This window comes from Leptolyngbya sp. Heron Island J (genome assembly GCF_000482245.1).
In the GTDB taxonomy this organism is placed as follows: Bacteria; Cyanobacteriota; Cyanobacteriia; order Phormidesmidales; family Phormidesmidaceae; genus Leptothoe.
Window position 1 is genome coordinate 26,624 of record NZ_AWNH01000079.1, and the last position, 20,790, is coordinate 47,413.

Below are 20,790 nucleotides of genomic sequence, written 5' to 3' on the forward strand. Positions count from 1 at the left end.
ATTAAGAATCATCTAAACTCCGACCGGAATACCGGGGTTTATGAGATGCTTATCTGAAGCTGCCCTGCATTGGGCAGTATTACAGGCAGTTGATGTAAGGAAACATTAGGAAATTCGGTTATGGCTCTTCAATTAGGCGATCAGGTCCCAGACTTTACCCAGAAATCTTCCGCTGGGGATATTAATTTTTACGAATGGGCTGGCGATAGCTGGGTTGTGCTCTTCTCCCACCCCGCTGACTACACCCCTGTTTGCACCACTGAGCTAGGCACCGTAGCCAAGTATCGGGCTGAGTTCGACAAGCGCAATGTTAAAACTATTGCCCTGAGCGTTGATGGTGTTGAATCTCACAACGGCTGGATTGGTGATATCAACGAAACCCAAGGTACCAGCGTTGATTACCCCATTCTGGCCGACGAGGACAAGAAAGTCTCTGAGTTGTATGGGATGATTCATCCCAATTCCAGCACTGGCAACACCTTGACTGTGCGGTCTGTATTTGTGATTGACCCCAACAAAAAGCTACGTCTCTCCATCACTTACCCTGCCAGCACTGGTCGTAACTTTGATGAGATTTTACGTGTCATCGATTCTCTACAATTGACTGATTACCATAAGGTAGCCACTCCTGCTAACTGGCAAGACGGTGGTGATTGTGTTGTGGTCCCTTCCATTTCTACTGAAGATGCCAAACAACAGTTCCCCAAAGGTGTTACCGAGGTTAAGCCCTACCTCCGGATGACTCCTCAGCCTAACAAATAGGCAAATAGGCAATAATAAGTGAGAAACAACATTCTCTAGATATCCACTCCGCTGGAACCGTCAAGGGTGCTCTTTTGGGGGCACCTTTTTTATTGAGGTCTGCTCCCATCGGCAACCAGGCATTGGCGGACGGGAAGCACGATGGTGAAGGTTGTTCCGATTTCATCACTTGACTCACAGGTCAAGCGCCCCCCATGACGCTCGTTGATAATTCGGTAACTAATAGACAGCCCCATACCTGTTCCTTTCCCAACGGGCTTTGTGGTAAAGAATGGGTCAAACAATCGCGACTGAATATGGACTGGAATACCGGGACCATGATTATGAATGGTCATAATCGCTTGCTGCTTTTCTAAGCGAGTAGAAATAGTAATGCATGGCAGTATTGCCAAAGTATTGTTCTCAATAGATTCATCGATCGCATCAATAGCATTGACCAATAGGTTCATAAATACTTGATTGAGCTGCCCCGCATAGCATTCCACCAAGGGTAACTTGTTATATTGTTTATGAACAACAATGGCAGGGCGGTGATTATTAGCCTTCAATCGATGTTCCAAAATCATCAGTGTGCTGTTAATCCCCTCATGGAGATTAACAAGTTGCATCTCTGCTTCATCCATCCGCGAGAATATGCTCAACGATGCCACAATTGACCGAATCCGCTCAGCCCCTAATTGCATAGATGCCAATACTTTAGGTAAATCTGTCGAGAGAAAGTCAAAGTCTCTCTCATCTAACAATGTCTGCAAGTTGTCCATGGGGTGGGTATAGACCGCTTGATAGGCACTGATTAATGCAATCAGATCTTGAGTATAGGACTGAGCATGGCGAATATTACCATAGATAAAATTGACCGGATTGTTAATTTCATGGGCAACACCCGCCATCAACTGCCCCAGGTGAGACATTTTTGCATTCTGAACAAGCTGTAGCTGAGCCTGCTGAAGCTCTTGTAGAACATCTTCCAAAGCGTCAGTATTTGTAGGCTGCTGGTAGCAATTGGTCACATCCTGACACTCAGTCAAAATCAACGGGTGATCGTGGGTTAAAGAAATCAAAGATTTACGAACCAGAATTGTGCTGGCATAACGTGAGTAGCGGGTTGTAAATTCAGTATCGTTTTGATGGCGCATAACCTTGGCATCTGCCTGGGCAAAGTCTACAACCTGGGCCAGGGGTAATAGATCTCGGTCAGTTTTGGGCTGCTCGGTTGTAGTCTCTCCAATCGGGCCATGTCCCCAGAGCCGATGGCTGGCGTCATTGGCATAGAGCCACTGTCCTTGTAGGGTTTTCAGATGAATAGCTGTCTTGAGGTGGTTGAACAGTGTAGTCCACAGCTGCTGTCTATCTACTAAGGTTTCAAAGATTGCTCCACTTCGAACCATCAAAATTTCCTGCCCAGTATCCACGGGTTTAGATTGCCCGAATTCGGGCGAATGTCTTTACGATGGAAAACGGTCAGTTAATTATTTGTTCTGGAGAGATACTGCGTTGATATCGCGCCGCGTTTTTTTACAAGCTGGAGCCGGACTGATACCCTGGCGTCGATTGCAGCCACTAACTATGCAGCTCGATTGGCGGCTCAATGCGCAGTTTGCGGGTCTGTGTGTGGCAGAGGCTTACGGCAAGTATCGACGTCAAGGACTGGCTGTTACCCTCAAGCCAGCTCCACCTGATTTAGATGTGATTCAAACGGTTGTATCCCAACCCCATACCCTGGGCTGTGCAGAAGAGTCGTTGATTTTGGCAGCGCAGGCACAGGGGGTGGCAGTGGTTGCGATCGCAACCATGCTGCAAGCCTCACCCTTATCCCTAATGAGCCTGCCCGAGCAAAACCTGAGCCATCTCCAACAGCTCCCAGGCAAACGTATCGGTGTCCATAGCGACGGTCGTCAAGCCTTAGCCCTGGTTTTATCCAAAAACCATATCCCCGCAGACCAAATAGACATTGTCACCATCCCCTATCGCGACAAGCATCAGCGTCTAATTAACGGCGAATTTGACGCTGTCCAATGTTACGCCCTAGATGAACCACTGGATTTTGCCCGTCGTCTAGGCCAACCCCCTACCGTACTAACCTTCCATCAATACGGTTTCGACGCCTACAGTCAGGTAATTTTTGCCCCTACGCAATTAGTCACTGAGCAACCTCACTATCTAAAGCGGTTTTTAGCTGCCACCTTTGCAGGCTGGCGCTGGGCCATCAACCATCCCTCCCAAACCGCCCAGCTTTTGGTTCAGCAATATGTTGAGCCAGACTATCAGGATGTTAACTACCAAACCCAATCCCTTAAGATTATTGCCAACTACGTACAAAACAACGGTCAGACCATCGGCACCCTCGATCCAAGGCGCTGGCAGCACTCTGCTCAGCAGCTGGTGGAAGCAGGCTTAATTGAAACCCTGCCATTGTTAGATACCTCCATCGACCTCAGCCTTTGGTCATAGGTGTTTGCGTTTCGCTGTTACCGATTTAGAGGATAAACCGGTCTGAAGAAAGTACAATCAGCCCTTACTTTACCGATGGCATCATGGTTCGATTCAGCAACGTCTACATTTCTTTTATGCTTTTCTAGCGTTTCCCATGTCCCATTCCCCATTAGGATAAAAAGACTGATTACCCAACGTTTACTGGACACAGGCTCCTATGGATATCAAGCAAGGTTTTGTTGGCACCGTTGGCAACACCCCGCTGATTCGACTCAATAGCTTTTCCGATGAAACTGGCTGTGAAATCCTAGGTAAAGCTGAATTCCTTAATCCAGGTGGCTCAGTCAAGGACCGAGCCGCTCTCTTTATTATTGAAGACGCTGAAAAAAAGGGGCTGCTCAAGCCCGGTGGTACCGTTGTTGAAGGCACTGCTGGTAATACTGGTATCGGCCTGACCCACATTTGCAATGCTAAAGGCTATAAATGCGTCATCGTCATTCCCGAAACACAATCTAAAGAGAAAATTGACCTGCTACGCACCTTAGGAGCGGATGTGCGTACGGTCCCAGCTGTTCCCTATCGAGACCCCAACAACTACGTTAAGGTATCAGGCCGACTCGCTGAAGAGACGGACAATGCTATCTGGGCAAATCAGTTTGAAAATTTGGCCAACCGCCAGGCCCACTATGAGACCACCGGTCCAGAAATTTGGCAGCAGACCGATGGCACTATCAATGCCTGGGTAGCAGCAACCGGGACCGGTGGCACCTATGCCGGTACAGCCATGTTTCTGAAAGAAAAAAATCCTGCCATTAAGTGTGTCGTTGCCGACCCCATGGGCAGTGGCCTATATAGCTATGTCAAAACCGGTGAAATTAAATCTGAAGGTAACTCCATCACCGAGGGGATAGGCAATGGACGCGTCACAGGTAACATGGCTGGAGCCCCGGCCGATGATGCTATTCGCATTGATGACCCAGAAGCGCTCAGGGTGGTTTACCAACTTCTCTATAAAGACGGTCTCTTTATGGGTGGGTCTGTCGGCATTAATGTAGGCGCAGCCTTTGCCCTGGCTAAGCAAATGGGACCTGGCCATACCATTGTCACCGTGCTCTGTGACAGTGGCTCTCGATATCAGTCAAAAATCTTTAATCGAGAATGGTTAGAGGCCAAAGACCTGTGGTCCAATCAGTTACTGCCGCCCAAAGAGTAGCTTCAAGTAGTCACATCTGGCTACATCACATCTGGCTATATCAGAGACAAACCTGATTAATTGAGATTAATTGAGGTACAGACCAGTTCCCCCATCTGCTGGGTCTAAGTAGGGCTTTAGATATATACCACTAGGACTACGACGAGTTGAGTGCCCCCCTAGCGCTCCACGTACAGCTCCTAAAATCTCATCATTGAGCCCTCCGGTGCCCAACAAATCAGTTTCTGGTAATCTCATCCCGCCAACAAACGTATTCACAGCGCTCGTATTCGTCCCTGCATCAGCCAGGGTAATATTCGAGAAAACGGCGTCGCGAGTAGCGATCGGATCTTGGCCAGGCGGTACAGTAAAGACAATCCGACAGGTTTCTAGATCCTCGTCAGTGGTAGCACAGACTGTGTTATAGCCATTCTCAACATCAGTACGTAGCTCCACCAAGCCATCGGGGCGATATTCTTCCAGGCGAGCACTGATGGTTTCACAGCGTCGCTCAGGTGTCCAACCACCGCCCATTTCACTGGGTACAGCCCACGGATATGCCTGCCCTGGTTCACTCTTAGGGCGATACATCACTGTATACTCGCCATTTTGAATCTCGCAGGTAAATCTGGAACTGGCAGGTTCAGGCACCTCTTCTCCATCGCTTGCCAAGGCTACACTGGGCCCTAAAATTGGCCCTACTATAACGCTGAGGATAAGCACTTTCGCAACCGGCAGGAGGTTGGTTGGGGAGAGAACTTTCTGGCATGGGTTCTGAGGCATGATCGTCCAGCTCATGGCGAACTCCTTTATATACCTAAATTAGCGGATGGCTCCTCACTGAGACTAACGTAGCGTGAATAGCTGAGCGATGAGTTGAGGCCAGTGCGTAAATTGGCTACGCAGTTTGTAGTAAGTAGGTTGGGGTGTATTATGCGCTTTAAATTTTGGGTTTTGCATAATGCGCTGCAGCCCTTGGACTTGACTCAATCAACCCCAGAGCGCCAATTCAAAACTCAACACTTTTTAGCCGTGGCAATGTTTAAACTTTTTCCCACTGCCGCACCAACAGGCCTGATTACGTTTCGGTAGTATGGGCGGCAGCAGCTCACCATCGACGTAAAACCAGCGGCCTTTCTCTTTTATAAATTTAGAACGCTCGTGGAGTTGCCCCCACTCTGGCTGACTGTGAACGGCTACAAATTCTACATAGCCGGCTGTGTCAGTTTTTTTACCTTGCCTGGTGCTGACCACCGTTAGCGATTCCCATACGGTGGTCTTGAGACTTTTGATGAGGTTAATGCGATCATCAAATTTCCGTTTTGATGGATAGCGGGTGTTAATTAGATACTCTATATTGCCTTTGTAGTAGGCTACGTATCGCGATCGCATCAAAGCTTCTGCAGTCGGCGCTATAGCAGCTTGTACCAGATATGGCTCACAGCAGTTGGCGTAGGGGCGTTTGCTACCACAAGGACACAAATTGCTAGAAGACATAGGCTATACAAACTCATTTAGCCGTCAGCCTACCAGACTCAACCCGAATCAAACGACCTGTGCCTGGCCAACGGCTCAGGCACAGGTCACATTAGCCGACATAAACACAGCTCAACACACGGATAATGCTACAAGAGTTCAGCCTAATCCTCTTCCAAACTATCAATACTCAAAGGCACCAGCTCATGTTCTGTCGTAAACGCCATCCACATCTCTTCTTGAGGCTCAATAGTGACGCCCGTTAAAGCACAGCGCTCACGACGTTGTGCTTCAGCGGCCATAATTGACCGGATTTGCTGACGCTGTATTTGAAAACCAGGATCATCCGAATGCTGGCGAACATAATCCCACAGCACCTCCCGCACCAGTGACTGATAGCCGCGACTACCTGCCAGGGTCTTGAGCTTATCAATCAACTCCCGTTCAAAACGGATGCTAGTAACCTGCATATCGGTAGTGGGCAGTTTGGTGTTCAGGCTCATTAATAGTTTTGCAAAGTATATGTACATTGAGCGCTACATTTTGTAGCACAACAAATGGAAACCATACCTAGAGTTTACATTCTTTTTTTAGGATTGGTTGGCATTCAACGCAATGGTATCTCAATATAGCTTTGACTACATTAGCCCTCAGATATATAACCCTGACTGGAGGTATGACAGGTTAAGAATTGGTTCTTTCGAGAGCGAAAAATACCTTCTGGAATTTTCTAAAAATAGAAAGATTCTCGTTGCGTCCTTGTTGCGTCCTTATTGTATCCGAACGATGCTCTGAGAGGTTCTATAAAAAGCATTCAATATGATAATGGCTCTGCACAATCCTCTAGAGCTATAAACAGTAGAGTATTTTTCAAAAACTTTGCTCCTATTCATCTTAAACACGAAAATGAAGATATTTTCATAAAATAAGTCCTGCCTTAATAGGCGATATCACTTATGGAGTAAACTCTATGCATAACAGCAAAATTATTTCATCAAGAAATAACAAGCAAAAAGATTTTATGAGACTTTATGAGACAGCATTTATTAAAAAGATTGTTCTCTGCTCCCATCAAAGCCAATCAAATCAAAGCCTATCATTCCTTAAAACCAGTCCATAGTACGAAATGGGCATTGTCATACTTGTAGATATCAGAAGTCTCATGGTAGTAGACACCTGTGCGCATGCATACTTGCGTAGATATCAGCAAGTTCAGCCCTTCCAATACCAATAGCCCCCATGCCCATGGCCCGTATCAATAATGTGCGGAAATACTTACTGTCACCTCGAGGCCAACTAGTTAACCTATAAGTACGGGATGATCATGCTAAATTTACCGCTGAGGTGTCTCCACAACTACTACTTATTTAGTTGACATAATTTAGGTTATGAAACTAAATATCTGGCACGGGGGGCTTTTCAGCGGGATTTAATCGTCATCAACCCATACCCGTAACGAAATAAGAGCAGTGAATAGCTGCAGCTTGATCACATCAGCCTGAGCTGACGTGTCATTGATTCTCAAAATTTGTTCACTAGCTTGACAGGGAGCGCCATGACTACAAATCGGCAAGTACCTTATCTCGTTGGGGATAGCAAGAAGCAATCCTACTATGGGCGTCTACATCAGCGTTTAGATGAGGCTATGCAGGAGGGTAACGAGGTACAGGTCCGCCTTCCTTGGGGCGGGTTAAGTGGTGTTCCCGTTTATCTGGACGATACCTGCGTTGAAATCGTTTACGTACATGTATACGAGCCTGATGAAGACGACGAACCTGACGATGAAGTATCCCGTCGTACCGTTTGGCTGGTGCGCCTGAAAGAGATTAGCGCCGTATCATTTGTCAGCGAAAGTTGGTCTAAAGAGCGTCTAGAAAAACTATTCATTCCAGATAAAAAGGAGGACATCTCCTCAGCACCAGATGCTGGCTCCGAGGAAACGACAGACTAAGGCGTTTCCTCACAACACCCAATACAGAAAATAACAGTCAGCGGATATCAGTTTTCTGATCATCGTTGGCTGTTACTTTCTGTATCAGAATGTAAATTTCTCCATTACCCAGGTTTTAGCTCGTCTAATCGCTTCACTGCGGCTATAAGCCTTAGGTACAGCGACAGCACTACCTGTAGCGTAATCAATCCAAGCCGTATAAATTTTTGCGTCTAGATGAGTGCTGCTGGCGATTTGAATCGTTACACCACGATAGGGAAACGAAAAAACAGTATTGATATAGTCGGGGTCAGCAATATGCATGAGTTTGGCAAAGCGCCCATTCATTATTCGTCATTGTATAAATCTATTCAGTTCTGACCATGGCCATTGCAGTTGTCCGTAGTGAACTTTCAGCTTACGATTTTGCAATTCGCTCTATTCGTGAAACCGTGTTCGTCACCGAGCAAGGGGTACCCGTAGAGCTGGAAATGGATGAACGTGATGCCGTTTGTAAACATGTCCTGGCCCTAGTTGACGATTATCCTGCAGGTACGGCCCGCTTAGACGTCCTTAAAGATGGCAAAATAGGCCGCCTGGCTGTCCTGACCAGTTTTCGACGCCGAGGTTTGGGACGATTACTGATGCAAGAAATTGAAGCCATTGGCCATGAACATCAGCTACCTTACCTATGGTGTCACGCCCAGAAAACGGCAGTTCCCTTCTATCAATCTATTGGGTATTCGATTGCAGGGTCTGACTTTATAGAAGCAGGTATCTTACATTGCAAAATGAAAAAGCACCTTGGTGAGGATTGGGTGCAAGGCTCTCAATAAACGCCTTACACTCGCATTCAACATTCAAACCGAAAGACTTTACACCTTAAGCGTATAGATCGGTCACATATTCGCCATAACCGTTATAAATCAATGTATCCTGCTTTTCCCAATCCCAGGCTTCACCGGATCCAATCAGGCGCTCACGCCTTTGTGACCAACGAGGATGCGGCACATCAGGCTCGACATTGGCTTCAAACTTATATTCGTTTGGAGAAATGGTGTTCCAATAAGTAGCAGGTTGCTCTGCCATAAATTCAATTTTGACAATGGATTTGGCCCCTTTAAAGCCATATTTCCAGGGCACCACCATACGAATTGGGGCTCCATGCTGTTTAGGCATGGTCCGGCCATAAATACCCACAGCAAAGAAAGCTAGTTCATTCGCCATCTCATCAATCCGCAGCCCCTCATGATAAGGCCAGGGCAGATTTGAAAATGAGACAGCTGGCCCCTCAGTAATGTTTTCATCGTAAAACGATTCAAAACGCACAAACTTAGCAGCCGCAGTTGGTTCCACATCCTCTAAGACTTTGTGCATCGGAAACCCCAGCCAGGGAACAACCATAGCCCAGGCTTCTACACAGCGAAATCGATATACTCGTTCTTCTAGGGGAAATTTACGATAGAGATCGTCTAAGTCGTAGGTTTTAGGGTTTTTAACTAACCCCGATACCTCCAGCTTCCACGGATCTATCGGTAGCTTCTGGGCATTGGCCCAAATATTTTTGGTGAGGCCAAACTCGTAGAAGTTGTTATAGCGACTGGCAAATAGCTGATTAGTCACCGGCCGCCCCGCATCGGCAAATGCTGGATTGGCTCTAAAATTATCAAGCGGCTCACCAAAAGTACTGGTCAGCTCCTCTGTCCCTTCAGCCGTCAGGGGGCGACCAGTACAACTCGTTGCCGCTATCCCTAAACCAACGCCAGCCAAATTTTTGAGAAACCGACGACGGTTGAGATAGACAGCTTTTGGCGTAGCCAATTTTTCGGGTAGTTGCCAGTTGGGACGGATGTGAATAAAGCTCATAACTTAGAACTAGCAGGGACGTAATCGGCGAAGTTGTTGATAGATTAACGTATCCTTCTGAGCAAGACCTGAGCAGAACCTGAATCACAGCAGTAGGCGAACCGCACTGTGGCACAATTAAACCAGTCGTTAATATGTATTGCGTTTAAAAAGCCCTGTGAGTACTGCTACCCCCACCCAGCGTGCCGTTTTTCCCTTTACTGCGGTAATCGGCCAAGAAGATATGAAGCTTGCCTTGATCTTGAATGTCATTGATCCCAAGATTGGCGGGGTAATGATTATGGGCGATCGCGGTACTGGCAAATCCACTACAATTCGTGCCCTGGCAGACCTATTACCAGAAATCAGCGTAGTCGAGAACGATCCATTTAATCGCTCACCTGAAGATCCCGAGGTTAAGCGTGAGTTAGCAGGGCAATCAATTCCTGTAGGCACGATGAAAGTGCCCATGGTAGACCTGCCTTTGGGAGCAACTGAGGATCGTGTCTGTGGCACCATCGATATTGAAAAAGCTTTATCCGAGGGCGTTAAGGCATTTGAGCCTGGCCTATTGGCTAGAGCCAACCGAGGACTGCTGTATGTAGACGAGGTTAACCTACTGGATGACCACCTGGTAGACGTACTCTTGGACTCAGCCGCTTCGGGACGCAACACTGTGGAGCGTGAGGGCATCTCCATTCGTCACCCAGCTCAGTTTGTCTTGATTGGCTCTGGCAACCCAGAAGAAGGTGAACTGCGGCCACAGCTGCTGGATCGATTTGGGATGCATGCAGAAATTCGCACAGTTAAAGACCCCGCCCAACGCGTACAGATTGTGGAACAGCGTTCTGAGTTTGACCAAGATCCGGATGCATTTTTGGTCAAGTACCAAGCTGAGCAAACTGCTCTTCAAGAGAAAATTGTGAGTGCGCAGCAGCGTCTTAAAGAGGTCACAATCGATCACGAATATCGAGTTCAGATTTCTCAAGTCTGCTCCGAACTAGATGTGGATGGTCTGCGCGGTGATATTGTTTCCAATCGAGCAGCAAAAGCACTAGCAGCCTATGAGGGACGTACGGAAGTCACTATCGACGATATTCAAACCGTGATCGCGCTCTGCCTACGTCACCGTTTGCGTAAAGATCCTCTGGAGTCCATTGACTCTGGCTATAAGGTCGAGAAAACCTTTGGTAATGTCTTTGGTGTAACCATTCCTGATCCGTCTGCCAACGGTCGCACGCCTGTAGGTGCTCGATAAATGAGAAAGCGAATCCTGGGGTTAGACCCTGGTTTGGCGATTCTAGGATTCGGTATTCTTGAATATGATCCAGCGACCACCCGAGATCTTAAACCCGATCTGGCAGTGGTCGATTTTGGCATTATTGAAACGCCAGCAGGGACCGAGGTCGGTTCACGGTTGTGCACAATCTACGAAGACCTCAACAGTTTGATTGAGACTTATCAGCCCGATTCTGTTTCCATTGAAAAATTGTTTTTTTATCGGATGGGCAACACAATTTTGGTAGCCCAGGCTAGAGGTGTTGTTATGCTGGTATTAGCCCAGCACCATCTACCTTTCGTAGAATTTACCCCTGCCCAGATCAAACAGGCACTCACGGGTTATGGCAATGCAGATAAGCAGGATGTCCAAGAGGCGGTAAAACGAGAACTGAAGCTAGAGAAAATTCCTCGCCCGGATGATGCAGCGGATGCGCTCGCGGTGGCAATGACGGGTTGGTTTAACCTGGATTAAAACAACAATATTAGAAATTGAAAGGGGGCAGCCACAAGGGCATGCCCCTACAAGGATCGATGTAATGGCTTAGGATGAAGAGCGCATTTTCTCGGACCAAATACGGGTGGGAAGACCCCAAACATAGATGAAGCCTTCGGCGGCTTTATGATCAAACTGGTCATCTGCGCCGTAGGTGGCTAGTTCCTCTGTGTAGAGAGCGTTAGTGGATTTACGCCCCACGATGGTGGCATTGCCTTTGAAGAGTTTTAGACGAACGGTGCCAGAAACTTGCTCTTGGGTTTTGTCGATAAAAGCATCAAGAGCCGCTTTGAGGGGGCTAAACCAGAGACCATTGTAGACAAGCTCGCTGTAGGTTTGTTCAATGCCACGCTTGTACTGGGTGACATCGGCCAGAAGGGTGAGACTTTCAAGATCGCGGTGGGCAGCAATGAGGGTAATCAGAGCCGGGGTTTCGTAGATTTCGCGAGACTTAATGCCGACCAGCCGGTTTTCGAGCATATCCAGGCGACCAATGCCGTGATTGCCTGCAATGTTGTTGAGCTGGCTAATCAGGTCTACCGGGCTCAGGTTGTTGCCATTAATGCCAACAGGAATTCCTTGTTCAAAGTTAATTTCAACGTACTCGGGTTCGTCGGGTGTATCGGCAATGGCCTTAGTCAAGGCATATACTTCTTCCGGGGGTTCGACCCAGGGATCTTCGAGGATGCCGGCTTCGATGCTACGCCCCAGTAAGTTGCGGTCGATACTGTAGGGAGAAGACTTTTTAACCGGAAATGTGAGGCCAAATTTTTCGCCATAGGCAATGGCTTCTTCGCGGCTCATGCCCCATTCGCGGGCAGGGGCCAGTACTTTGAGGTTGGGGTTGAGGGCTGCGATCGCAACATCAAACCGCACCTGGTCATTCCCCTTACCCGTACAGCCATGGGCGACTGCATCTGCACCATACTTGGTTGCAGCCGCTACCAACTCTTTAGCAATCAGTGGTCGGGCTAAGGAAGTCGATAGAGGATAGCGATCCTCATAGAGGGCATTGGCCTTGATGGCTGGAAATGCATAGTCAGTCACAAACGTTTCTGTCACATCGGCCACTAGCGACTCCTTAACCCCAGCCCTTAGAGCCTTTTGTTGGATCGGGCCGAGTTCCTCACCTTGACCAAGATCCGCCGCCAGCGTAATCACCTCTTTGACGCCAAATTCGTTTTTTAAGTAAGGAATGCACACGGTAGTGTCCACACCGCCAGAATAGGCAAGTACAACCCGTTCAGCCCGACCCATAGTTGATTTCCGATTAAATTACAAACCTCTATATTACGACAAGGGATCGAAGCGGGAACACAACCGTTCCAAAGATCGTCGAGCTGCCCGCTATCATAGAGGTCGCTATCTTAACTGCCGATCCATGTTTTTTAGCGTTGTTATTCCTACATACAACCGCCAGCCTATTTTAGAAAAATGCCTGCGGGCTATGGAGCAGCAGGTACTACGGGCTAATAGCCAGGTGGAAGGCTATGAAATTGTGGTGGTGGATGATGGCTCTACCGATGGCACCGTAGAGTGGCTGCATTCAGAGAAATTTCCCCATGTCAAACTGTACGAACAAAACCATCGGGGAGCCGCAGTCGCCCGTAACCTTGGCGTGGAGAAAGCCGTTGGGGATACAATTATTTTTATTGATAGCGATCTGGTAGTGCTTGATGGCTTTTTGCAGCACCATGGGGATGCCCTCACTAAGCACTATGCCAGTCAAGGGAATGACCGGGTGTTTACCTATGGTCGAGTGGTCAATACCTGCAATTTTGATGCCCCCACATCAGAACCGTTTAAGGTGACTGATTATTCTCAAGCCTTTTTTGCGACGGGGAATGTTGCGATCGCAAAACATTGGCTCACTGAAGCCGGACTCTTTGACATCCAGTTCACCCAATACGGCTGGGAAGACCTGGAACTCGGCGTGCGGCTCAAAAATTTAGGATTAAAGCTCGTCAAATGCCCAGAGGCCGTCGGCTATCACTGGCATCCCCCCTTTAGCCTCGACGATTTACCCCGACTGATCGATGTCGAAATCCAGCGGGCTCGCATGGGAGTCGTCTTCTACCAAAAACACCCCACCCTGGATGTGCGCATGATGATCCAAATGACCTGGCTCCATCGACTTTTATGGGGACTGCTCTCCCTGGGTGGTTTACTCAATGAGCGCACCCTTAAACCCCTACTACAGTGGCTAATTGATCAAGGACGTCCCCAACTCTCCCTGGAAGTCGCCCGTATTTTCTTGAACTGGTATAACGTCAACGCCGTTTACGCCGCTTATCGAGAGCAGTCGTAGGCTGTAGATATCGCCCCAACGGGTGACGTTAGTACCGGTTCAACTCGTCTATCCTATAAATAGAACGGTACACTTCAGCACTGTCGATGGGTTTAACCAAAATAGACTAAACAAGTACCATAAGTGTCATAGAACCCTCACCAACCCATGGCCGTAGCTGATATACAAGTTCTACATTTTGACTTTTGAAAGTCCAGTTCTTTGAATTTATTTCATATACTTTTGCAAATTCTGTACCGATCGATACACCAGTTCACCGCTGTAATGGCTAGCTTGATATGAAAATAAAATATTAAAAACTTATTATCGCCCATCTCCAATTGATCACACTATTATGCATTCTGATAACGTTCAACTCTTTCGTATGCTGATTGAAGCCGGTGCTCAACCGGGGGAAGATTTCTCCTATGACCTTAGTCAAGGAACCTGTCATATTAACGAGCGTGGCTTTATCCTGTTGCAAAATGCCTTTCCCGATATCGACTGGCATGACATTTCCAGTGTGATCGAACGCGACCTGGACGGTCCCGTGCAAACCCTTAATCAGCAGCTGGGAGTTGATTTTGTAACCGCACTCTTACAACGTTTACAACAGCGTCTAGAACAGCTACCCACCAATGAAGCTGCTTGGTATGCGCATCAAGTTTTGGGTGGAGTAGAGCAGCGCACTGGCATTGCTCTATATCAACTGATCCAACAGAATCTCACAGCAAACACCTGTCAGCTATTAGACCAACTGCTCAAGCTGACCCCGATTACCCCCTGTCATGTCTGGATAGAAGATCTAGTCCTAGCTGCAGGCGGCTCAGCAGAAGACATTGGCTATGAGGGAGGCGATGTTTTACTTAGTGAAGCTGGCGTTGAACTCCTCTCCCAGGTCTGGACAGGAGAGTTAGAAATTCAGGATGATCTGGCTGCCTAATGCCCATTTTGTAAGGGCGTTCCCCAATTTTGTAGGGGCGTTCCATGGAACGCCCCTACAAAATTAAACCTATGCCCATTGCGGATAATCCGCATCCACCACAACCACCGCTCCAGTCACATCTACAGACACATCGCTGGCCAAATACAGAGTCGCCCTGGCAATAGCACGAGCTGCATCCTTATCCCGTCTGGGCATGCGAAAGACCTTGTGGGCCAGTGCCACTTGATAGCTGGCTAAAGTGGCACCACTCACAGCCACATGGGGCCAAATCAGATTGACGCGCACACCGGCTCTGAGCGTTCCCTCAGCAATGTCACGAGTCATAGCAATCATCCAACCGCGACTCGTGCCTTCAACTACATGCATCCCTTTACGAGGGTAGGGCACGATATTGATAATTGAGCCCATGGTCGAACGGCTCAAAAACGGTAGCGCATAATGGCTGAACAGAAAGGCTCCCTGTAAGCTGATGCTAACGATATGCTCCCAGGACTCTGTTGTCAGGTCTAACACTGCTGCATCATTGCCCAAAAGACTAAAGCTGGCGTTGTTACACAAAATATCTATCCGACCAAAGGTAGCGATCGCATCTTTCACCACCGCTTCAACATCATTGGGAGCCGCCACATCCACCAAACAGAACCTTGCTTTAGCCCCTTTGCGCTCCAGTTGCTGCACCAGTTGATTACCCTGGGCCTGGTCCAAACCACATAGCACCAGGCTGGCCCCGTGACGCGCCAACAGGCTAGCCATACGACGCCCGACCCGACAGTCTCCTGCGGTAATCAGAGCAACACGATTCTGAAGCAGCATCCTTGTTTCCAGATCTTTGCTGGATCAAAAAGCATTCTGTGCTTTGAAATCTTAAGCTATTTTAGAGCCAGCATTAGTAAGAAAAGAGAATTTAAAGTGTAACAAAGAGAATTTTTAACCGCAAAATACCCCGTGAATACGCGAAACTGGCAAACTGTTCAACATGGATTGCAACGATTGCAACAATCATTGTTAAACCTAAAAAGTGCAGCCCTCAGGCAAAGGCTCAACAGTCTCTAGACCAGGTAGAGAATCTTCGGCAGGGCTAAATCCGGTCTCAACACTTCCTTGCAATACCTGGCCGCCATAGCGACTCTGAATGCCACCCATATGCCCTCGAATAACCACCTGCTGCTCGGGTGCAACAGCCACAGGTCCACCGCTACGGGTAAACGGTTGCTCATCTACATGACTGTGGACCAAGATGCGACGGTATAGCAATTCACCCGTTTGCACATCAACCACTTCCCACCAGTCAGCATATTGCTCACAACCTGTATCTGCACTGCTAATAGTCACAGCAAACGTGTAACTATTAGCTTCACCAGTTACCGCCACCGAGACAATATCGGCTACTGGCAGCTCATTGGCAGCTATGGGAGCTGACGCATTTGGTTCAGATGCCGCCTCAGGTGCGGCAGCAGGCATGGGCTCAGTCTCCTGAGACGGCGTACAGGCTACCACCAGTATCAGTAAAAGCAGATAGCAAACTCTATGCATGGGATGACGCGGTTGCTTACACCGTCGCAGCTACAGGTAACTGAGTTAAAATGTCGACTCCCTCTTTGGTCACCACAACCGTATGTTCAAACTGAGCTGTCAGCAGCCGATCTTTGGTCACAGCGGTCCAACCATCGGGTAGTAGCTCCACTTCGTGAGTTCCGACGTTAATCATCGGTTCAATGGTAAATACCATACCAGCGGACAGCTTTTTACCCTTACCTGGCGTGCCGTAGTGGGGAATTTGGGGCTCAGTGTGAAAAATCCGATGGACACCATGACCGACGAAATCACGGACCACCGAAAACCCTTCTGCTTCAGCATAGGTTTGAATAGCCGCGCCAATATCACCGATCCGGGCACCGGGTTTAACAGCCTTAATCCCACGGTACATACTTTCTTGGGTGACTTCCACTAGTCGGCGCGCTTGGGGGGATACGTCTCCAACGAAAAATGTCCGAGAGGTGTCTCCGTGATAGCCATTCAAGATGGGGGTTACATCAATATTAATAATGTCGCCATCTTGCAAAATTTGCTTGGCATTGGGAATACCATGGCAAACGACCTCGTTAACACTGGTACAGATGGATTTGGGAAACGGATCAACCCCTTCGCCGCCGGGATATCCCAAGGGAGCACTCTTGGCATCGTGGGCCTGGGTCCAACGCTCGGCCTCATCGTTTAGTTCTAGGGTGCTAACACCGGGTTTAACCATTGGCTCCAGATGATCCAATAGACGCGCAGCCAGCTGACAGGCGTTACGCATCTGTTCAATTTCCCGCTTTGATAGCCGAATGATTCCTTTAAATGCAGCGTCCACAATGATTCCATTTAATGTACGTCTTACAGGGGGCAGCACCCCACTTACCTCACTCTAGCGCTATTGCCATCCTCTAGCCGCTAGATAATGGAAAATTGATTGCAGATTGATGAACGTTGGTTGGGGTTGGGCTGAGGGGGCTGGTGATGGGATATAAAGCGTGAGGAATTGGGGATAAATTGTGTAACGGTGTTTGTAGACTTAACCGTCAACGATTAATTACTAAATGATCAACTAATCATCCATGATGTAAAACCTATGCAATTTTGGGCGGTCTGTATTGTTTGTTTTTATGTGGCGCTGGCACTGTTCAACTGGGTGACTGGGTTGCACTGGCTGGCAGAAGCTTCGCTACCACTGTCGATTTTGGCCGGGGTAGGTCTTGCGATCGCAAGCAGCACATCTACCACCTCCCTCCCCCCAACTGAATCCACCACTGACGTCCCTACGCCCCCCGAGCCAGAACCAGCTCCCCAAAAAGCAGCCACCCAAAAACCACCAGCGCCCCAGCAGCATTCCCCGTCCATTTCGTTCACCATTAACAAAAACCGTCGGCCCTAATCAATTTTCCGGTGGCGCTTGCAGTTGGCCCACAGCATTAGTTACCAACTGACGAGGCATCAAGCGATTAGTAAACACCAGCAGCTGATTAAAAAATCCATGTACCGCCACCACTTGATTGCGCTCTAAAGCAGCATAGCCAAACTGAGCCACTTCAGACGCTGCTGGCAGCTTAAACTTCTTAAAAAAGTCTACATCGCCTAGCTCCGCCCGTGCCTGGAAGCCTGTCCCTCGCGTTGGTCCGGGACACAGCACTGTTGCCGTCACCCCTGTTCCTTTAATTTCATGGGCCAGCGCTTCCGTAAATGACATGACATAGGACTTACTGGCATAGTAAGTCGCCATAAAAGGCCCCGGCTGAAAAGCGGCTGTAGAGGCCACATTCAGAATCTTGCCATAGCCGCGTTCCAGCATCGGTGGCAAACACAGGCGTATCAGGTGAGTCAGGCTGCCCATATTCAGCTGCATGAGAGCAATTTGCTTGGCCCAATCACAGTCAGCAAAAGGACCATAATCACCAAAACCCGCGTTATTCACCAAAACATCTACGGTAAGTTGCTGCTGCTGTATACGTTCAAAAAGCAGCTGTGGGGCATCGATTTGACTTAGATCGCAGCCGATAACATGAACCTGTAGGCCATGGGTTTTGGTCAATTCATCTTGAATACGCTGAAGCTTGTCGATACTGCGAGCCACCAAAATTAAATCATGGTTATTCGCAGCAAAAACCTTTGCTAATTCGTAACCAATGCCACCAGACGCGCCTGTAATCAGTGCTGTTTTTACCATGGGGTTTCAGGTCTACCTTTGCTTCACCATAGCTTCAGTACGGTCAACCGATCCAACCATTAGGGTTCTCCTGACAGATTGGGCAAAGATAACAACAACACTTTCGGCAAGCCCTAATATCAGGTGAGGTTCTCTTCCCTGGGTATTGTTATTTCTATAGGGCATCATGATGACTGTAAGACACAAGGAAGAGGCCACAGACAACGCTCTTCCCAACTCTACAAACAACACAATCAAGAGCTGAGGAAACAAAACATGATCGTACGCTACTGGCAGCCTTTCCACGAAATCGAAACCATTAGACAACAACTCGATAACATTTTTGAAGATCTAACACCCACAGCAACAGATTGGATACCTGAGATTGATCTGGTTGATGCCGGTAATGACTATGTTCTAGAAATAGTTCTACCCGGTCTCAAGGCTGACGACATCAATATTGAAGCCAGCCGTAAAAGCATCACCATCTCTGGCGAACATACTGCCCCTGAGGTGACTGACGACAAGCAGGTGTTACGTCGTGAGCGACGCTATGGCAGCTTCCGTCGTGTAGTGAATCTGCCTGTAGCCATCGAACATGAACAGGTCAGCGCCGACTATACCAATGGCATCCTGACAGTGCATGTCCCTAAAGCGGCTGAGGTCCGTAACCAGGTAGTGAAGGTAAATGTTGCTGACACAACGGCTGGTTAATGTTCACTGGCTGTAACGGCGTGTTTAGTTGGGAATACCTAAGCACGTCTAACAGCCATCCGTTCCCGATGACTCTCCTCTAATTCTCCTAGTTTGGCTATAGCGGCAGGAATACCTGCCGCTTTTTTTTGTTTAGGGATTTTGGTCGATGGGTTCCCCTGCTGGCAGGGTACCCACAAGGGGAGCCCCTATGGGGGTTATCTACAATGCATTGAGATCCTGTTCGTGGGGGGCTGTTGGCGTTTAAGCTGGGAATACACTTTCAGTTCACAAACCGTTTTAGAAAATCGAAGGCTATGAGCAGTCCAGATCTGACCAGTAGCTATACAGCTGCAGACCGTGTCATACCCAAAATTGGCCTATTCACCATGCTACGCCTGGGCATTTTTAATATGGGCCTGGGGATCATGTCGCTGCTGACACTTGGGGTGCTCAACCGCGTCATGATTGATGAACTGAAGGTGCCAGCACTGATTGCTGCTGGCGCGATCGCAGTCCATCAGTTTATGGCCCCAGCCCGCGTGTGGATTGGCCAGATGTCAGACTCCAAACCGCTATTTGGCTATCACCGCAGCGGCTATATCTGGCTCGGCATTGTTTCTATGGCAGTCATGGCTTTCACAGCCGTCCAAATCGTTTGGCAAATTGGCAGCCGCGTCGAAGCCGATGGATGGACAAATGCTGTTTATCCCTGGGTTGGCTTGCTAGCCTTTGTATTTGCCCTCTACGGTTTAGCCTTAGCATCCACATCCACACCGTTTACAGCACTCTTGGTAGATGTCTCCGATGATGACACCCAGTCAAAGCTCGTGGGTATTGGCTGGGGCATGCTGATGGTCGGCATTGTCTCCGGTGTAATTATTACCACGATTGTCCTCGGCTCTTTGGGCGATACCCCCACCCTCGATCAGCTACGGAGCTCAGTTAACCGATTGTTTATCATTGCACCGTCTATCGTCTGTGGCATTGCCATTCTGAGCACCTTTGGCATTGAGAAAAAATATTCACGGTTGCAACAGCGAAATAGCCAGCGAGACGATCAGATTACATTTGGCACTGCACTCAAAGTCTTGACAGCTAGTCGTCAGACAGGATTATTCTTTGTATTCTTGCTGGTACTTAGCCTCAGTCTGTTTATGCAGGATGCAATCTTAGAACCCTACGGTGGTCAGATTTTTGGTATGCCCATTACTGAAACCACCAAACTCAATGCTTACTTTGGCATGGGTACATTGTTTGGCATTGTTGCCACCGGCTTTTTCTTAGCCCCCAGGCTAGGTAAAAAGCGCACCATTAAATTTGGCTGTCTCTGGGCAGCTTTCTGTTTAATTCTGCTGATTGTTTTTGGCACAACGGGTGACCCTCAGCAGCTGATGATTGGTGTCGGGTTGTTTGGCCTCGCCTCGGGGGTATTGACCACCGGCTCTATTTTGCTGATGTTGGATTTGACCGTGGCCGAGGTAGCAGGCACCTTTATCGGTGCCTGGGGCTTGGCCCAGGCCATTGCTCGTGGTACAGCCACTGTGCTAGGCGGTAGTTTGCTGTCTTTGGGTAAAAGCATTTTGGAATACTTTGCCATTGGACCTGTTCCCGATGATCAACTGCTACCCGCCTATGGTCTTGTTTTTGGTACCCAGGCAGTTGGTATGTTGATTGCAGTGGCGATTGTCAGTCGGGTGAATATTCGTGAGTTTCAGACGACTGCGAAAAGTGCGATCGCAACCGCCCTAGAAAGTGATATGGACTAAC

At 48.4% G+C, this 20,790-nt stretch carries 23 protein-coding genes; 12 read left to right on the forward strand and 11 right to left on the reverse strand.

Annotated features, from left to right (window positions below; genetic code table 11):
• The first annotated feature begins 120 nt into the window (after positions 1 to 120).
• Positions 121 to 762 carry a peroxiredoxin gene (locus N836_RS61985; protein WP_023074887.1) on the forward strand — a complete coding sequence of 214 codons (642 nt, stop codon included), beginning with the start codon at positions 121 to 123 and terminating at the stop codon, positions 760 to 762.
• 89 nt (positions 763 to 851) lie between these two features.
• Here N836_RS61985 and N836_RS0138955 read toward each other — a convergent pair whose 3' ends face one another.
• Positions 852 to 2,174 (reverse strand): ATP-binding protein, encoded by a 1,323-nt coding sequence (locus tag N836_RS0138955; protein WP_023074888.1) that lies wholly within the window; start codon positions 2,172 to 2,174, stop codon positions 852 to 854.
• An 82-nt stretch (positions 2,175 to 2,256) separates the two neighbouring features.
• On the opposite strand from N836_RS0138955, the gene N836_RS61990 reads away from it, so the two are divergent.
• Together N836_RS61990 and N836_RS61995 are read left to right on the forward strand one after the other, a co-directional pair.
• Positions 2,257 to 3,213, forward strand: coding sequence for an ABC transporter substrate-binding protein (locus tag N836_RS61990; RefSeq protein ID WP_152532232.1), 957 nt, complete (start codon positions 2,257 to 2,259; stop codon positions 3,211 to 3,213).
• Positions 3,214 to 3,412: 199 nt separating this feature from the next.
• Complete coding sequence (locus N836_RS61995; protein ID WP_023074890.1) at positions 3,413 to 4,408, forward strand: cysteine synthase A; 996 nt, start codon at positions 3,413 to 3,415, stop codon at positions 4,406 to 4,408.
• Between the two features lie 66 nt (positions 4,409 to 4,474).
• Here the strand turns inward: N836_RS61995 and N836_RS62000 are convergent, their stop codons facing one another.
• The 3 genes from N836_RS62000 to N836_RS62005 all read right to left on the reverse strand — a co-directional run bounded on the left by N836_RS62000 (position 4,475) and on the right by N836_RS62005 (position 6,366).
• Positions 4,475 to 5,185: a COP23 domain-containing protein gene (locus N836_RS62000; protein WP_023074891.1), complete on the reverse strand. Its 711-nt coding sequence runs from the start codon at positions 5,183 to 5,185 to the stop codon at positions 4,475 to 4,477.
• Positions 5,186 to 5,413: 228 nt separating this feature from the next.
• Positions 5,414 to 5,884, reverse strand: coding sequence for a YchJ family protein (locus N836_RS0138960; protein WP_031293593.1), 471 nt, complete (start codon positions 5,882 to 5,884; stop codon positions 5,414 to 5,416).
• Positions 5,885 to 6,027: 143 nt separating this feature from the next.
• The gene (locus tag N836_RS62005) at positions 6,028 to 6,366 is read right to left on the reverse strand and encodes a hypothetical protein (RefSeq protein WP_023074893.1); all 339 of its coding nucleotides are present in this window, start codon (positions 6,364 to 6,366) and stop codon (positions 6,028 to 6,030) included.
• Positions 6,367 to 7,418: 1,052 nt separating this feature from the next.
• Between N836_RS62005 and N836_RS0138965 the strand changes: the two genes are divergently transcribed.
• The gene (locus N836_RS0138965; protein ID WP_023074894.1) at positions 7,419 to 7,814 is read left to right on the forward strand and encodes a hypothetical protein; all 396 of its coding nucleotides are present in this window, start codon (positions 7,419 to 7,421) and stop codon (positions 7,812 to 7,814) included.
• A gap of 84 nt (positions 7,815 to 7,898) precedes the next feature.
• Here the strand turns inward: N836_RS0138965 and N836_RS62010 are convergent, their stop codons facing one another.
• The gene (locus tag N836_RS62010) at positions 7,899 to 8,141 is read right to left on the reverse strand and encodes a hypothetical protein (protein ID WP_023074895.1); all 243 of its coding nucleotides are present in this window, start codon (positions 8,139 to 8,141) and stop codon (positions 7,899 to 7,901) included.
• Positions 8,142 to 8,176: 35 nt separating this feature from the next.
• Here N836_RS62010 and N836_RS62015 point away from each other — a divergent pair, with 35 nt between their 5' ends.
• Complete coding sequence (locus N836_RS62015; protein WP_023074896.1) at positions 8,177 to 8,629, forward strand: GNAT family N-acetyltransferase; 453 nt, start codon at positions 8,177 to 8,179, stop codon at positions 8,627 to 8,629.
• Positions 8,630 to 8,675: 46 nt separating this feature from the next.
• On the opposite strand, the gene msrP is transcribed toward N836_RS62015, so the two are convergent.
• Positions 8,676 to 9,659 (reverse strand): protein-methionine-sulfoxide reductase catalytic subunit MsrP, encoded by a 984-nt coding sequence (msrP, locus tag N836_RS62020; protein WP_023074897.1) that lies wholly within the window; start codon positions 9,657 to 9,659, stop codon positions 8,676 to 8,678.
• Between the two features lie 157 nt (positions 9,660 to 9,816).
• Here msrP and bchI point away from each other — a divergent pair, with 157 nt between their 5' ends.
• Entirely contained in the window at positions 9,817 to 10,896 is a 1,080-nt protein-coding gene (gene bchI, locus N836_RS62025; RefSeq protein ID WP_023074898.1) for a magnesium chelatase ATPase subunit I, read from the forward strand.
• Positions 10,897 to 11,391: a crossover junction endodeoxyribonuclease RuvC gene (gene ruvC / locus N836_RS62030; RefSeq protein ID WP_023074899.1), complete on the forward strand. Its 495-nt coding sequence runs from the start codon at positions 10,897 to 10,899 to the stop codon at positions 11,389 to 11,391. It abuts the gene before it with no gap.
• Positions 11,392 to 11,460: 69 nt separating this feature from the next.
• Here the strand turns inward: ruvC and N836_RS62035 are convergent, their stop codons facing one another.
• Positions 11,461 to 12,669, reverse strand: coding sequence for an argininosuccinate synthase (locus N836_RS62035; RefSeq protein ID WP_023074900.1), 1,209 nt, complete (start codon positions 12,667 to 12,669; stop codon positions 11,461 to 11,463).
• 124 nt (positions 12,670 to 12,793) lie between these two features.
• Here N836_RS62035 and N836_RS62040 point away from each other — a divergent pair, with 124 nt between their 5' ends.
• The gene (locus tag N836_RS62040) at positions 12,794 to 13,720 is read left to right on the forward strand and encodes a glycosyltransferase family 2 protein (RefSeq protein ID WP_023074901.1); all 927 of its coding nucleotides are present in this window, start codon (positions 12,794 to 12,796) and stop codon (positions 13,718 to 13,720) included.
• 334 nt (positions 13,721 to 14,054) lie between these two features.
• Entirely contained in the window at positions 14,055 to 14,642 is a 588-nt protein-coding gene (locus N836_RS62045; RefSeq protein WP_152532233.1) for a hypothetical protein, read from the forward strand.
• 69 nt (positions 14,643 to 14,711) lie between these two features.
• Here N836_RS62045 and N836_RS62050 read toward each other — a convergent pair whose 3' ends face one another.
• From N836_RS62050 to map, 3 genes are all read right to left on the reverse strand, one after another.
• Positions 14,712 to 15,458, reverse strand: coding sequence for an SDR family NAD(P)-dependent oxidoreductase (locus N836_RS62050; protein WP_023074903.1), 747 nt, complete (start codon positions 15,456 to 15,458; stop codon positions 14,712 to 14,714).
• Between the two features lie 198 nt (positions 15,459 to 15,656).
• Positions 15,657 to 16,106 (reverse strand): hypothetical protein, encoded by a 450-nt coding sequence (locus N836_RS62055; RefSeq protein ID WP_051394651.1) that lies wholly within the window; start codon positions 16,104 to 16,106, stop codon positions 15,657 to 15,659.
• A gap of 88 nt (positions 16,107 to 16,194) precedes the next feature.
• Positions 16,195 to 16,998: a type I methionyl aminopeptidase gene (gene map, locus N836_RS62060; protein ID WP_023074905.1), complete on the reverse strand. Its 804-nt coding sequence runs from the start codon at positions 16,996 to 16,998 to the stop codon at positions 16,195 to 16,197.
• Between the two features lie 258 nt (positions 16,999 to 17,256).
• Here map and N836_RS62065 point away from each other — a divergent pair, with 258 nt between their 5' ends.
• Positions 17,257 to 17,559: a hypothetical protein gene (locus N836_RS62065; protein ID WP_023074906.1), complete on the forward strand. Its 303-nt coding sequence runs from the start codon at positions 17,257 to 17,259 to the stop codon at positions 17,557 to 17,559.
• Here the strand turns inward: N836_RS62065 and N836_RS62070 are convergent, their stop codons facing one another.
• Positions 17,560 to 18,348 carry an SDR family NAD(P)-dependent oxidoreductase gene (locus tag N836_RS62070; RefSeq protein ID WP_023074907.1) on the reverse strand — a complete coding sequence of 263 codons (789 nt, stop codon included), beginning with the start codon at positions 18,346 to 18,348 and terminating at the stop codon, positions 17,560 to 17,562.
• 255 nt (positions 18,349 to 18,603) lie between these two features.
• On the opposite strand from N836_RS62070, the gene N836_RS62075 reads away from it, so the two are divergent.
• Both N836_RS62075 and N836_RS62080 read left to right on the forward strand, forming a co-directional pair.
• Entirely contained in the window at positions 18,604 to 19,041 is a 438-nt protein-coding gene (locus N836_RS62075) for an Hsp20/alpha crystallin family protein (RefSeq protein WP_023074908.1), read from the forward strand.
• A 296-nt stretch (positions 19,042 to 19,337) separates the two neighbouring features.
• On the forward strand, positions 19,338 to 20,789 hold the full coding sequence (locus N836_RS62080) for a BCD family MFS transporter (RefSeq protein ID WP_023074909.1): 1,452 nt from the start codon (positions 19,338 to 19,340) through the stop codon (positions 20,787 to 20,789).
• The last annotated feature ends 1 nt before the right edge of the window (position 20,790 follow it).